Below are 13,792 nucleotides of genomic sequence, written 5' to 3'. Positions count from 1 at the left end.
TGCAAGAATCTATAGACTTTTTGCACGTCCCCTCCTTTAATAGAATGCCTCGCGAGAGCAGAAGGAGTGGGCCATGAATCGAGGAACGTTCGGCAAGATAGCCGTCAGCGGGCTCGTTGCATTTGCCGCGACCATCGTCGCGTTGGTCACCGGCTGTAGCAAGGAGAAGGCGGCCGCCTCCGAAAGCGCGGCGACGACCATCACGGTCAATGCGCTGCCGCCTGAAACGGAGACGTTCTTACGTCAGCAGTTCCTCGACGATGTGAAAGCCTTCGAGGCGAAGAACCCTGGCATCAAGATCGATGCGCGCGAAGGAAAGATGGATCCGCGCACGTTCACCACCAAGCTGGCCGGCGGCCAGCTCGAGGACGTGTTTTACGTCTACTTCACCGACCCGGCGAATCTCATCGCGAAGAAGCAAGTCGCAGAGATCACTCCGTATCTGAAGGACTTCCCCTCCGTGGCCCAGATACGGCCCGAGCTGATGAAGGTTTTCAGCGCCGACGGCAAAGTCTACGGATTGCCGTCGACCAATTATTCGATGGGATTGCTCTACAACCGAACGCTGTTCACCAAGGCAGGGCTCGATCCGAGCAATCCGCCCAAGACGTGGCCCGAGGTGCGCGCGGCCGCGAAGAAGATTGCGGCCCTTGGCGACGGTGTCGTGGGATATGGCGACTACAGCAAGAGCAATACCGGCGGCTGGCACTTCACCGCGGAGCTCTATTCCATTGGCGGCGACATTGCGGTGAAGGACGGCGAGACGTGGAAGGCCGCCTTCAACGACGACAAAGGGAAGCAGGTTCTCCAGCAGCTGAAGGAGATGCGCTGGACGGACAACTCGATGGGCCAGCGTCAGTTCCTGGAATGGGCCGATCTGCTGCAGATGATGGCCTCGGGCAAACTCGGCATGTACATCGCGACCTCGGACAACATTCCGGTCATGGTGAGCCAGTTCAAAGGCAACTACGATGACTATGGACTTGCGGCGATGCCCGGCGGCAAGGCCACGCTCGCCGGCGGTGAAGGCTTCATGTTCAACGCGAAGGCGACGCCGGAGAAGATCAAAGCCGGGTTGAAGTGGCTCCTCTTCAAGTACGACAACCCGGAGCGGTTCGACGAGCAACAGAAGCAAGAGGCCACCGCCAAGCGGCCGGTGGGCCTGCCCGAGCCGGCCCTTTGGGTGGGGGACGCTGCGAAGAAATACGCGGCGGCGGTCACGGCGCATGCGAATTTGCCGGCGGCCAATTATGCGCCCTTCAACGCAAGCTCGAACCAAGTGCAGCTCAAATTGGAGCCGCCGCTGGCACAGCAGATTTACGCGGTGCTCGATACGGCCATGGCCAAAGTGCTCACGGATCAGAACGCGGACATCGGGGCGCTCTTGGCCGATGCGGAGAAGCAAGCCAACGCGATTCTGGCCACGGTCAAGTGAGCACCGCGGCACGTGAACACCGTTGCGCGACCGCGAAGGCATGACGAGGATGCGCCCGACGTGAGCGACACGCCGCACGTGACGGGCGCGAGTCCCAGGGCCCGGCGACCCGCGAGGCGAAGGCGGCGCGCCGCGGACAATGGCTTGGCCTATGGCTTTCTCACCCCAGCCATATCCTGCTTTGCGCTCTTCTCCTGGTATCCCCTGGTGCGCGGGGTGATTCTGAGTTTCCAGCAGGTCAACTTCGTCAGCGATCCGGAGTGGGTGGGCTTCGCCAATTTTTCGGCCATCTTCCACGATCCGCTGTTTTGGACGGCATGGTGGAACACGGTGAAGTTCACCGGCATTGCGCTGGCCTTCGGCTACGTGGTGCCCTTCTTTCTCGCGGTGGTGGTGAACGAGATGCGCCACCTCAAAGGCTACTTCCGCGTGGCGGTGTACCTGCCGGTGATGCTTCCGCCGCTGGTCGTGGTGCTGCTCTGGCAATACTTCTACGATCCGGGCAACGGCCTATTCAATACGGTCTTGCGCGGGTTGCACCTGCCCGAGTCGCAATGGACGCAATCGCCGCGCATGGCCATGGTGTCGCTGGTGCTCGTTTCGACGTGGGCCAACATGGGCACGGCGACGATCATGTATTTGGCCGCGCTGCAAAACATCCCTGGCGAGCTTTACGAAGCCGCCGAGCTCGAAGGCGCCAATGTTTGGCAGCGGCTCTGGTACGTCACCATTCCGCACATGCGCTTCATCCTTGCCGTGCTGCTGATGTTGCAAATCGTGGCGACCATGCAGGTGTTCATCGAGCCATTCCAACTTACCGGAACGACGAATCCGGACACGATCACGGTGATGGTTCTCATTTACCGATACGCATTTACGGTCAATCATGACTTTGGAATGGCCGCGGCCATGAGCGTGCTTCTCTTCGTGGTGCTCGGCGCATTTTCGATGGCGTACATACGGTTGATTTCTCGCGAGGGGACGCGGGCATGAGCGAAACGCGGTCGCTTTTCTCGGATGCGCAGCTTCGACGCGGACGTGCGCGGTGGGTCTATTTCGTCGTGCTCACCCTGCTCACCTTGCTGTTCGCCGCGGCCTTTCTTTTTCCGATGTACTGGATGGTGATTGGCTCATTGAAGGAACCGGCCGAGCTTGCGCGGCCGATTCCCACCTGGATTCCGGAGAGCTTTCATCCGGAGGTGTACGTCCAAGCGTGGAACGAGCTCAATATCGGGCGCTTTTTTCTGAACACTGCCTTTTATGCGTTTGGTGCATGGCTCGTGCAGCTCGTCGTCGACGTCACAGCGGCGTATGCCTTGTCGAAGCTCCGTCCCGTGCTCGGCAATGTCGTGCTCGGCGCAATGCTCTCGACATTGCTTCTGCCAACGGCCGCGCTGCTCGTACCTGCTTACCTCACGATAAGCGACGTCCCTCTATTGCACGTGAATTTGCTGGATACGCCGTGGGCGCTCTGGCTTCCGTCGGCGGCAAACGCTTTCAACATTTATATACTGAAGCAGTTTTTCGACCAGATCCCCGACGAGCTTCTGGATGCTGCGCGCATGGATGGCGCTGGCAGCCTGCGCATTCTGGTGAGCATCGTGCTGCCGCTCTCGAGGCCGGTGCTCGCGGTCGTTTCCATCTTCGCGGTCATCGCCATGTGGAAGGATTTTCTCTGGCCGCTCCTTGTCTTGCAGGAACCGCGAACACAGACACTCAGTGTGGCACTCAGTCGATTGTCCGCCACGGGACGCGTTCCGCTGACCGAAGTCATGGCGGGGCTGGTGATCGCAAGCGTACCGATGATCGCCGCCTTCTTGGTATTCCAGCGCAGCATTCTCAAAGGCCTCACTGCAGGCGGCCTAAAAGGCTAGGACATCGATGAGCAAAACATGGTGGCGGGATGCCGTCATTTATCAGGTTTATCCGCGCAGCTTCGCCGACGGCAACGGCGACGGTGTGGGCGATCTCGAGGGCATTCGCTCGAGGCTTTCGTATCTGCGATGGCTCGGCGTCGATGCGATTTGGTTCAATCCTTGGTACGCCTCGCCCATGGCCGACGCCGGTTACGACGTGGCGGACTATCGCGCCATCGATCCGATTTTCGGGACCTTGGCAGAAGCCGAGGCGCTCATTGCGGAGGCGCACGAGCTCGGAATACGCATCATCGTGGACGTAGTGCCCAATCACGTGTCGCGCGAACATCCTTGGTTTCGCGCGGCCTTGGCCGCCGCACCAGGCTCGCCCGAGCGCGACCGCTTTTGGTTCCGAAAAGGGCGCGGCGCGGAGGGCGAGCTCCCACCGACGAATTGGATATCGCAATTCGGCGGCGGCACCTGGACGCGAATCGACGACGGACAGTGGTATTTGCACCTCTTCGATTCGGCACAACCGGATTTGAATTGGGAGCATCCCGACGTGCGCGCCGAGTTCGAATCGGTATTACGATTTTGGTTCGACCGCGGTGTGGATGGCATCCGCGTCGACTCGGCGGCGCTGCTGGCCAAGGACCCGAAGCTGCCCGAGGTGAACGGGGCCGGGGTACACCCGTTCACCGATCGGGACGACGTGCACGACATTTACCGGGCGTGGCGCCGCATCGCGAATTCGTACGGCGGCGATCGGGCACTCATCGGCGAAGTGTGGCTGGCCGACAAGCAGCGATTTGCCAATTATCTGCGACCGGATGAATTGCATTCGGCGTTCAATTTCGATTTCCTTTGTTGTCCGTGGGACGCGGCGCGACTTCGATCCGTCATTTCGGAGACCCTGGCGGCGCATGCTCCGGTGGGCGCCCCCACCACGTGGGTGCTTTCGAACCACGATGTCACGCGCCACGTGACACGCTACGGGCGAACGGAAACGTCGTTCAGTTTCGCGACGCGGCGCCACGACACCCCGGTGGATCTCGAATTGGGCCACAAACGTGCGCGCGCCGCGGTGATGTTGACCCTCGCGTTGCCGGGCGCGGCGTATCTATATCAAGGCGAGGAATTGGGCCTCTGGGAGGTGGAGGACATTCACCCGACCCTGCGGCAAGATCCGATGTGGCACCGCACGGGCAACGTGGATCCCGGGCGCGACGGCTGCCGCGTTCCCCTGCCCTGGGCCGGTCACGCCGCCCCATTCGGGTTCAGCCCGCACGATGCGACGGCGGTGCCGTGGCTTCCGCAACCGGCCAACTGGAAAGCGCACACCGTGGAAGTCCAGATGGGCGATTCGTCGTCGATACTCGAGCTTTACCGCACGGCACTGCGCCTGCGTCGTTCCCTTCCGCATTTGGGCGACGGCCCAATGACGTGGCTCGACACGAGCGAGCGGGTTTTGGCCTTCACGCGGCCCGGCGACGGCAACCGCGAATTCGCGTGCGTGCTCAATTTGTCCGAGCGCGCGATCCGCCTGCCGCCGCACCATCGGCTTTTGCTCGCGAGCGGGCCCTTGTCCGGCGACAGCTTGCCGCCGGACACCGCAGCTTGGTTGCAGATTTAGACGCAGAATAGCGTGGTCCAGACCGGTTCCTGGACAATGGCCATTCAATGCCTATACTTCTAGGCATGAAGCAGATGACGATCGCCCAGGTGGGTCAGAATTTCACGGTAGCAGCCCGCGAAGCGGAGCAGGAGCCGATTGAAATCACCCGGCATGGCCATGGCGTCCTCGTCTTGCTCTCGAGCGACGAGTTCAAACGCCTCAGTCGCCCTTTTCCCGCGCGACTACGCGCATGGCTTGCGGAAAACACACCTACGCCTGGTCATGCATTCGAAGAGCATCGCTAATGCTGTATGTGCTCGATACGAACATTCTCTCGGCGATGCGGTTCGATCCTTCCTTGGTAAGTGCCGGCGAGGTTGCCACCACATCGTTCAATTTGAGCGAGATCTTGTACGGCGCCCTGCGTCGACCTGATCTGGCTGACGTGCAAAGCTTTGCCCGATTCGTCATAGAAAACATTCCCATCCTAGACTTCAACGGTGAGGCTGCGGCCTGGTACGCGAAAAAGCGTATTCAGATGAACTTCGTCAAACCGAATATCGATGCGATGATTGCCGCTATCACGTTCGTTCACGATGCGACCCTGGTAACGCGAAACGTTCGCGACTTCCCATTCGACGAACTCAACGTCGTCACACGCTGCTAGGGTCAACGCAAAGGCCCGAACGGCGCCTGCGAAGCAAACCGCCACGGCACCCAGGACGCCAAGAGGGACTTAGGTGCTGGAGCGCGACCAAGCCCCGGCCCTTCCGGTCGCACGCTCTCCTTCGACCGGACGCACGGTCCTGAACAACGTGTGAACGAGCAGCACGCCGCCGTGTCCCGATCGCGTGCATTGCATCATATGCTGCAACGCGTAATCGGCAAATGAGGCGGCCTTGGTGAGAAAGGCGCGCAAACGTTTGCGGAAGCCTATATCGTATCGTCTCATGGCGCGAACGACCCGACTTACCGCGGTTGCGACGATGGCCACGACGATGCTGATCGCGGGTGCGGCGCACGCCGATGCCACCCTCACGATCGGCACCGTCAACAACGCCGACATGGTGCGGATGCAAGCGCTGTCGGGCGAATACGAGAAGACCCACCCGGGCGTGCATCTCAATTGGGTCGTCCTCGAAGAGAACACCTTGCGACAACGCCTCACGACGGACATCGCCACCCACGGCGGCCAGTTCGACGTGATGACCATCGGCGCCTACGAGGCTCCGCTCTGGGGTGCGCAGCAATGGCTGAAGCCCCTGGACAACCTCCCCGGTGATTACGACATCAACGACCTTTTTCCCAACGTGCGCGAGCAGCTCACCGTGGATGGCCACCTCTATGCGGTGCCGTTCTACGCCGAGGCGTCGATCACCTTTTACCGCAAGGACCTCTTCGCGGCGCGCGGGCTCACCATGCCCGAGCAACCGACGTGGCAGCAGATCCGCGAATTTGCAACCAAGTTGCACGATCCCAGTCACGGCATGTACGGCGTATGCCTGCGCGGCAAAGCCGGGTGGGGTGAGAACATGGCCCTGCTCGGCACCATCGTGAACAGCTACGGTGGCCGCTGGTTCGACCCGGGGTGGAAGCCCCAGATCGACACGCCACCTTGGCACGAGGCGGTGAAGTTCTACATCGACCTACTCTCGCACTACGGCCCGCCAGGCCCGAGCGACAATGGATTCAACGAGAACCTCGCGCTGTTCGCTGCAGGCCGCTGCGCCATGTGGGTCGATGCCAGCGTGGCCGGCGGCACCTTGGTCAACCCGAAGGAAAGCACCGTCACCGACAAAGTCGGCTTCACCCGCGCCCCCAAACAGATGACCGATCGCGGCTCCTCGTGGCTCTGGGTGTGGTCGCTCGCCATTCCCGCGAGCACGCGTCAATTCAACGAGGCACGCGATTTCATCTTGTGGGCGACCTCGCGCCCGTACTTGCAGCGGGTGGGCGAACGCTATGGCATCTCCAGCACACCGCCGGGCACGCGTCTCTCCACCTACGATTCCGCGGCGTACATGAACACGGCGCCGTTCGCCAAGGTCACCTTCGATTCGCTCAAGGCCGTCGACCCGGCGCACCCCACCTTGCTTCCCGTGCCGTACAAAGGCATTCAGCTCGTCTCCATTCCGGAGTTTCAAGCCGTCGCCACCCTCGTGGGACGGCTCATCGCCGGAGCATTGACCGGACGCGGTCAGGTCGATGACGTGCTCCACACCTGTCAAAACGCCGTCGAGCGCACGATGAAACGCGCGGGCTATTACCAGCCAAACAAGGCAGAGCAACCATGAGCTCGAAAGCAAAAACGCAGGCCGAACGCCTCCTGGCGCAGCCGGCCACCTTGATGCTGTTCGCGTGGATGATCGTCCCGCTGGCGATGACCGTGTATTTCTCGGTCCAGTATTTCAATCTGCTCTATCCGAACAAATCGTCGTTCGTGGGGTTGGAGAACTTCGCCTACTTCTTCACCTATCCGAGCTTCTGGACCAGCATCCTCAACACCGTACTGCTGGTGGGCTGCGTCTTGCTCGTCACCGTGGTGGGCGGGGTTCTCATCAGCGTGCTCGTCGATGACCATTTTCCCGGGCAGGGCATCGTGCGCATGCTCCTCATTTCGCCCTTCTTCGTGATGCCGACGGTGGCGGCGCTCACGTGGAAGAACCTGCTCATGAATCCGGTGTCGGGATTCTTCGCGTGGATTGCAACGTCGCTGGGCATGACGCCGGTAAACTGGTTTGCCGATTGGCCTCTTCTTTCGGTCATCATGGTGGTGGCCTGGGAATGGCTGCCCTTTGCCATTCTGATCTTCGTCACCGCGCTGCAATCGATGGATCGGGAGCAGAAGGAAGCGGCCCAAATGGACGGCGCCAAGGCGTGGGACATTTTCTGGCACCTCACCTTGCCGCACCTGCGCCGGCCCATTGCCGTGGTGATCATGGTGGAGGCCATCTTCCTGCTGAACGTGTTCGCCGAAATCTTCGTCACCACCAATGGCGGCCCGGGCGATGCCACCACCAACGTACCGTTTTTGGTCTACACGCAGGCCCTGCTCGAATTCGATGTGGGTGCGGCGTCCGCCGGCGGCTTGTTTGCCGTCGTTCTGGCGAACCTCGTGTCCATTTTCCTGGTCCGTCTGATTGGCAAGTCGTTGACCGCAGGTGCCAAATGAGTACGGCGAAATCCCGCAAGCAGCTTTGGCGCAACATCCGCACCGTTGCCGCGTGGGCGGTGGGCTTCGCCATGTTCTTCCCCATTCTATGGATGCTGCTCACCAGCTTCAAAACGGAGCTGGACGCCTTTCACATGCCGCCGAGTTTCTTCTTCACACCCACGTTGGAGAATTACGCGACCATTCTGGAGCGGGCGAATTACATGCACTACGCATGGAATTCCATCGTCACCGCGGGGGGTGCGACCGTTCTGGGCATGGTGGTCGCGGTGCCGGCGGCGTATGCGTTCGCCTACCACCCGACGAAGCGCACGCGCGGCACGCTTCTATGGATGCTCTCGACGAAGATGCTGCCGGGCGTCGGCGTTTTGGTGCCCATTTACTTGCTTGCGCGCGATTTGAATTTGCTCGATTCGCGCACGGCACTGGTGGTCGTCTTTGCCATGGTGAATCTGCCCATCATGGTGTGGATGATTTACACCTACTTCCGCGACATCCCCATGGACATTCTCGAGGCGGCTCGGATGGATGGCGCGAACACGTGGAAGATCATGATGCACGTGCTGCTCCCGGTGAGCCGCGGCGGCCTCGCCTCCACGGCGCTTCTTTGCCTCATTCTCTCGTGGAACGAGTCGTTCTGGTCGCTCAATTTGACCACCAGTCAAGCGGCGCCCCTTTCCGCGTTGGTCGCATCGTTCTCCAGCCCCGAGGGGCTCTTTTGGGCGAAGCTCTCCGCCGTCTCGACATTGGCGTGCGCGCCGATTCTCGTTCTGGGCTGGCTCTCGCAAAAGCAGCTGGTCCGCGGCCTTACGTTTGGCGCAGTTAAATAAAGGAACACCGGAATGGCTCGATTGGAAATCCGTTCGCTGCGAAAACGATTCGACGACGTCGACGTGATCAAAGGCGTCGACCTCGAGGTGGAAGATCGCGAATTCTGCGTTTTCCTGGGGCCATCCGGGTGCGGAAAGTCGACCTTGCTGCGCCTCATCGCGGGGCTGGAAGACGTCGACGAAGGGAACCTGCTTCTCGATGGCGGGGACATCACCGATTTACCGGCGGTCAATCGAAATTTGGCGATGGTCTTCCAGTCGTATGCGCTGTACCCGCACATGACGGTGCGCGAGAACATGTCGTTCGCGCTCAAGCTGGCCAAGGCGGAGCCGGACGTCATTGCCAAAAAGGTCGAGCGCGCGGCGAGGATTCTCGCGCTGGAGCCGTTGCTCGATCGCAAGCCGGCGGCGCTCTCCGGTGGGCAGCGGCAGCGCGTGGCCATTGGACGCGCCATCGTCCGGGAGCCGCGCATCTTCCTCTTCGACGAGCCGCTGTCCAACCTGGATGCCGCACTGCGCGTGCAGATGCGCCTGGAGATCGCGCGCCTCCACCAGGAGCTGAAGGCGACGACGATTTACGTGACGCACGACCAGGTCGAGGCGATGACGTTGGCCGACAAGGTGGTCATCTTCAACGCGGGCCGCATCGAACAGGTGGGCTCGCCGCTCGATCTGTACCGCCGCCCCGCGAATCGGTTCGTGGCGGGCTTCCTCGGTATGCCGCAGATGACCTTTCTCGATGTGTCGATGAGCGACGGCGCCCAGCGTTTGGCCAACGGGCAAGCGTTGGAGCTCTCGGAAAGCCGCGGCATGCCGAAGAGTTTCACCTTGGGCGTGCGGCCCGAGCAGCTCGTCTTTTGCGCGGCGTCGGACAACGGCGGCGGTGTGAAGCTCGAGGGCCGCCTTGCGGTGGTCGAACGACTCGGCAGCGACACCTGCGCCTACGTGCAGGTGGAAAAGCTGGGCACGCTCACCGTGAAAACGGACGGCGAATATGCCGAGCGCGCAGGCGCCTCGGTGTGCCTGCGGCTCGATCCGGCCCGATGTCATGTCTTCGACGCGAAGGGCGAGGCGGTCTACCATCCTTCGGACCGGGTTCAATAGAAAGGATCTCGAATGGCAGCGCTGAATCGTCAAACCTTGGCGGCATTGCCGCCCGCCGTCGTTGGACCGAAGTACGATCGCACCGCGGTTCGCGCAGGCATCGCGCACATCGGGGTGGGAGCCTTCCACCGCGCGCACCTGGCCATTTACACGGATCGGTGTCTGGCAAACGCGGGGCAGAATGCGTGGGGCATTCTCGGCATCAACCTGCTCCCGCACGATCGTCCGCTGGCCGAGGCCTTCGCGGCGCAAGATGGTCTCTACAGCGTCACGGAGATGGCGCCCGACGGCACCAAAACGAGCCTCGTGCTCGGCGTCATGGTCGACTACCTCTATGCGCCCGACGGCCCCGAGGCAGTGCTCGCGCGCCTGGCCGATCCGGCCATCCGCATCGTCTCGCTCACCATCACCGAGGGCGGTTACCTTCTCGACGAACAAGGCCGATTCAAGCTGGACGATCCCACCGTGGTGCACGATCTCGCGCACCGGGATGCACCGCACGGCGTATTCGGCTTCATCATCGGCGCACTCGCACTGCGCCGCCAAAATGGCGTACCGCCCTTTACCGTGATGTCGTGCGACAACCTACGCCACAACGGCGACCAAGCCCGGCGCGCATGCCTGGCGTATGCCAAAGCGTACGATCCCGCGCTCGCCGCGTGGATGGAGACCGAGGTCGACTTTCCCAATGCCATGGTCGACCGCATCACGCCCGCCACGGATGCCGCACGCCGCGCGGAGCTGAATGCCATTACCGGATTGGACGACCGCGCGCCGGTCATCTGCGAAGACTTCATCCAATGGGTGCTCGAGGACAAGTTCCGTCAGGGCCGCCCCGCATGGGAAGACGTGGGCGTGCAAATCGTCGACGACGTCACGCCGTACGAGGAGGCCAAGATCCGCCTGCTCAATGGGGCGCACCAGATGCTCTCGTATCCGGCCTTCCTCGCGGGCCTGCGCGGCGTCGACGAAGCGCTGCGCGATCCGCTGTTCCGCGATTACCTTCGCGACTTCTTGGCCAACGATTCGGCGGTGTGGCTGAAGTCCCTCCCCGGCATGGAGCTCACCAGCTACCAGCGCCTGCTTTTGGAGCGATTCGCCAATCGGGCCATCGGCGATCGGCTCGATCGCCTTTGCCTCGACGGCGGCCCGAAGATTCCCGGTTTCTTGGTGCCGACGCTGGACGCGTGCCTGTCGAACGGACGCGACGCGCGGCGCATCGCGTTCTTGCTCGCGTGCTACGACCGCTACATCAAAGTCCGCAAAGACGACAATGGCGAGAGCTACCCGCTGCGCGAGCCGAACGCGATGCGCCTCTTGCAACCGATCATCGACAGCCCCTCGCCCATGACGCTCTTGGAGTGCGAGGAGCTCGTCGGTACGCGCGCCTCGAAGGACGCGCGTTTCGTGGCGCAATATTTGGCCTTGCGAAAGCAACTCGACGAGCAGGGCGTGCGCAAAACCCTCACCGCACTGCCCACCCTCACGGTCTAGGTCAAGAAGAAGAAAAACCGCCAGGATCGCCAAAAGAGAGTCGCCAGGATCGCCAGGTGAACCAACAATAAACCCTGATTTGGTTTATTGCCGTTTCCCTCGGCCTCCCTGGCGACCCTGGCGTCCTGGCGGTTTCCTTCTTCCTCTTCGAGAAAGCCTACCAGCCCGGGTTCGTTCCGACCTTGTTGAAGAATGAATCCGGCGCCCCGCCGCGCTCGATGGCGCCTTTGGTGGAGCCCGAGATCGAGACGTTGTCGAAGGTCACGCTTCCGCGTGTGGCGCCGTCGAGGATCTCGATGCCGTAGGTACCCGCCTTCGTGATGGTGATGTTCTTCAAGGTCACGTTGACGAATTTGGCCTTGTCCGCGGCTGCCAAGAGCTCCGGATGGTACTTTTCACCCTTTGGGACGTAGGCCGTGCCGAATCCGCGGAACTCGATGCCGGCATAGAGCGGCTCGATGAGGTCCACGTTTTCCACGAGGATGTCATTCACGTCGCCCTCGCGCAAATACAGTTTGAGCGCGCCGTGGAGCCACGGCTTGTCGGTGTCCTCGAAGAACATTTCACCGCCGCCGCGGGTCACCGAGATGTTCTTGAACGTGGTCACACCCGAGCCAAATGGATACGAGGAAAACTCGTTGTCGATCAGGATGCCCGGGTACGTGAGAACGTCTTCGCAGGTGTTGTCCTCGAAGTGGTTGTCGTACCCGCCATAGTTGGCAAAACAATTCGCGCGCCACGGCATCTGCACCGACACGTGGCGAATCGTATTTCCGTGGCCCACGCCTTGGTCCGGCGAATTGCGGGCTTCGGGGCGGATGAAGTCGGGTCCAATCTGGTACGATTTGTCGCGTACCCACTTGGTCCATTTGATCGACCAAATCGCGGTGGCATCGTCACCCGTGTTGCGGAAGTGCGATTCTTCCACGAGCGAATTGGACGTCCCATTGTCCAAATTGATGCCATCGGCGTACGTGTTGCGCACGCGCACGTGGCGCACCGTCAAGTTCTGCGTGGGCGCGTCTTGGTACGGCGGGTCATTGCCCACCCAAATGCCGGCGACCTCGTGCTCGATCCAGAGATTTTCCAAGACCGACCCATTGCCGAGCGGGCCCACGAAGGCCTTCTGGGGCCCGGCCGTCTCCTCGTTGCGCGCCTTGGCCTCGCCGAAAATGGCAAAGTCGCGGTAATTGCATTTCGTATCGGCGCCGACGCAGAAGAACATCCACTTCGGCCCCTTGAAGACAGTGTGCCAAATGCCGGCGCCGCGAATTTCCGTGCCCGCGTTGTCGATGCCCAGGTTGCCCCCGTCGATCTTCTGCGCCAAGTATTCGCCAGGCGGGAACCAAAGCTTCTGCGTCTGCTTCATCGCATTGATGATGTCGTTCGCGTGGTCCTTCCCGTCGTTCGGCTGTATGCCGAATTCCGTCACGGAACGGAAGCCCGCGGGCATCGTCAGGGGCGGCGCGACCTCCTCGAAGTCGACCAAGTCGATGACGTAGAACTTCGCCGTGTCCTGCGCATCGCGTTGCAGCTTCACCTCGGCGCCCACGGGGATCTCGTCGAGCAGGGTGTGCGCCTCGTCGAAGAAGGTGTGCGGCTGCTCCGCGGGCTTGTCCACGATGGAGTCGCCAATGAGGCCGCCTTTGTAGGACCACGCGTAGCGTGAGGTGAGCGCCAGCGACTTTACGCGCACGCCATTGACGTACAACCCGAGCGTCGCGTCGATGCCGCCGCCCTCCGGCGCATCGGGAATGGAGAAGCGAACCACGATGGAGTTGGCCTTCGCGGTGGTGCGAAACGAAACGTAGTCTCCGGTTTTGTCCAGGCGAACCGCTTTGCGTCCGATGGCCTCGGCCTCGATGTGGTTCGCGTCCCATTTGACGCGACTCGGCCCGATGACCGTCGCATTCGTCGTTCCGTCCTCCGCTTGGTGCTCGATCCACGGTGCGGCCCACCCTCGCTTGGGCGGAAGCGGCGTCGATCCCGTGTTCGTGTCGCCGACGTTCACATCGGCCACACCACCTCCATCGTTCCCGGTTCCGGGCGAGCCGCCATTCTTGTCGTCGTCCGAGCTGCATGCGCCGCCCTGCGTAAGCAGCGCCGTCGCGCCGAGCGCCATGACCGTGCGCCACGCGCGTTTTCGCGTGAGCGTGCGTGTGAGGCCTGATCGTCCTGCATCTCTCATGGGTACGCCTGCCTTCCGGTTGGCCAAATTTGGCTGCATGTCGACTTATTGCGCAAAATAAGTCGTCAATTTGCATCCAATGATGACGTTTGTCACCA

General features: G+C 61.6%; 12 protein-coding genes. 11 read left to right on the top strand and 1 reads right to left on the bottom strand.

Annotation, left to right across the window (positions count from 1 at the left end):
- Nucleotides 1-73: 73 nt before the first annotated feature.
- From LZC95_03665 to LZC95_03615, 11 genes are all read left to right on the top strand, one after another.
- Nucleotides 74-1,435 (top strand): hypothetical protein, encoded by a 1,362-nt coding sequence (locus LZC95_03665; GenBank protein WXA95934.1) that lies wholly within the window; start codon nt 74-76, stop codon nt 1,433-1,435.
- A gap of 60 nt (nt 1,436-1,495) precedes the next feature.
- Nucleotides 1,496-2,428, top strand: a complete 933-nt coding sequence (locus LZC95_03660) for a sugar ABC transporter permease (GenBank protein WXA95933.1) — start codon at nt 1,496-1,498, stop codon at nt 2,426-2,428.
- The gene (locus LZC95_03655) at nt 2,425-3,309 is read left to right on the top strand and encodes a carbohydrate ABC transporter permease (GenBank protein ID WXA95932.1); all 885 of its coding nucleotides are present in this window, start codon (nt 2,425-2,427) and stop codon (nt 3,307-3,309) included. The genes LZC95_03660 and LZC95_03655 overlap by 4 nt, the downstream gene beginning before the upstream one ends.
- A 7-nt stretch (nt 3,310-3,316) precedes the next feature.
- Nucleotides 3,317-4,924 (top strand): glycoside hydrolase family 13 protein, encoded by a 1,608-nt coding sequence (locus LZC95_03650; protein WXA95931.1) that lies wholly within the window; start codon nt 3,317-3,319, stop codon nt 4,922-4,924.
- A 65-nt stretch (nt 4,925-4,989) separates the two neighbouring features.
- Nucleotides 4,990-5,211 carry a type II toxin-antitoxin system Phd/YefM family antitoxin gene (locus LZC95_03645; protein ID WXA95930.1) on the top strand — a complete coding sequence of 74 codons (222 nt, stop codon included), beginning with the start codon at nt 4,990-4,992 and terminating at the stop codon, nt 5,209-5,211.
- Nucleotides 5,212-5,219: 8 nt separating this feature from the next.
- Complete coding sequence (locus LZC95_03640; GenBank protein ID WXA95929.1) at nt 5,220-5,573, top strand: PIN domain-containing protein; 354 nt, start codon at nt 5,220-5,222, stop codon at nt 5,571-5,573.
- A 283-nt stretch (nt 5,574-5,856) separates the two neighbouring features.
- Nucleotides 5,857-7,200 carry a sugar ABC transporter substrate-binding protein gene (locus tag LZC95_03635; protein WXA95928.1) on the top strand — a complete coding sequence of 448 codons (1,344 nt, stop codon included), beginning with the start codon at nt 5,857-5,859 and terminating at the stop codon, nt 7,198-7,200.
- Nucleotides 7,197-8,078 carry a sugar ABC transporter permease gene (locus tag LZC95_03630; GenBank protein WXA95927.1) on the top strand — a complete coding sequence of 294 codons (882 nt, stop codon included), beginning with the start codon at nt 7,197-7,199 and terminating at the stop codon, nt 8,076-8,078. The genes LZC95_03635 and LZC95_03630 overlap by 4 nt, the downstream gene beginning before the upstream one ends.
- Nucleotides 8,075-8,908 (top strand): carbohydrate ABC transporter permease, encoded by an 834-nt coding sequence (locus tag LZC95_03625; protein ID WXA95926.1) that lies wholly within the window; start codon nt 8,075-8,077, stop codon nt 8,906-8,908. The genes LZC95_03630 and LZC95_03625 overlap by 4 nt, the downstream gene beginning before the upstream one ends.
- Before the next feature lie 12 nt (nt 8,909-8,920).
- A complete protein-coding gene (locus LZC95_03620; protein ID WXA95925.1) occupies nt 8,921-10,012 on the top strand; it encodes an ABC transporter ATP-binding protein in 1,092 nt (363 codons plus the stop codon).
- A 12-nt stretch (nt 10,013-10,024) separates the two neighbouring features.
- A complete protein-coding gene (locus LZC95_03615; GenBank protein WXA95924.1) occupies nt 10,025-11,506 on the top strand; it encodes a mannitol dehydrogenase family protein in 1,482 nt (493 codons plus the stop codon).
- A 157-nt stretch (nt 11,507-11,663) separates the two neighbouring features.
- On the opposite strand, the gene LZC95_03610 is transcribed toward LZC95_03615, so the two are convergent.
- Complete coding sequence (locus LZC95_03610) at nt 11,664-13,694, bottom strand: hypothetical protein (GenBank protein WXA95923.1); 2,031 nt, start codon at nt 13,692-13,694, stop codon at nt 11,664-11,666.
- Nucleotides 13,695-13,792: the final 98 nt, after the last annotated feature.

Source organism: Sorangiineae bacterium MSr12523 (genome assembly GCA_037157775.1).
GTDB lineage: Bacteria > Myxococcota_A > Polyangia > Polyangiales > Polyangiaceae > Pendulispora > Pendulispora brunnea.
This window is presented reverse-complemented; position numbering and strand designations above follow the sequence as displayed.

Coding starts and splice junctions, on each gene's coding strand:
- LZC95_03635 (WXA95928.1), top strand. CDS start 5,857: ATGGCGCGAACGACCCGACTTACCGCGGTTGCGACGATGGCCACGACG.
- LZC95_03625 (WXA95926.1), top strand. CDS start 8,075: ATGAGTACGGCGAAATCCCGCAAGCAGCTTTGGCGCAACATCCGCACC.
- LZC95_03615 (WXA95924.1), top strand. CDS start 10,025: ATGGCAGCGCTGAATCGTCAAACCTTGGCGGCATTGCCGCCCGCCGTC.
- LZC95_03630 (WXA95927.1), top strand. CDS start 7,197: ATGAGCTCGAAAGCAAAAACGCAGGCCGAACGCCTCCTGGCGCAGCCG.
- LZC95_03655 (WXA95932.1), top strand. CDS start 2,425: ATGAGCGAAACGCGGTCGCTTTTCTCGGATGCGCAGCTTCGACGCGGA.
- LZC95_03665 (WXA95934.1), top strand. CDS start 74: ATGAATCGAGGAACGTTCGGCAAGATAGCCGTCAGCGGGCTCGTTGCA.
- LZC95_03620 (WXA95925.1), top strand. CDS start 8,921: ATGGCTCGATTGGAAATCCGTTCGCTGCGAAAACGATTCGACGACGTC.
- LZC95_03650 (WXA95931.1), top strand. CDS start 3,317: ATGAGCAAAACATGGTGGCGGGATGCCGTCATTTATCAGGTTTATCCG.
- LZC95_03645 (WXA95930.1), top strand. CDS start 4,990: ATGAAGCAGATGACGATCGCCCAGGTGGGTCAGAATTTCACGGTAGCA.
- LZC95_03610 (WXA95923.1), bottom strand. CDS start 13,694: ATGAGAGATGCAGGACGATCAGGCCTCACACGCACGCTCACGCGAAAA.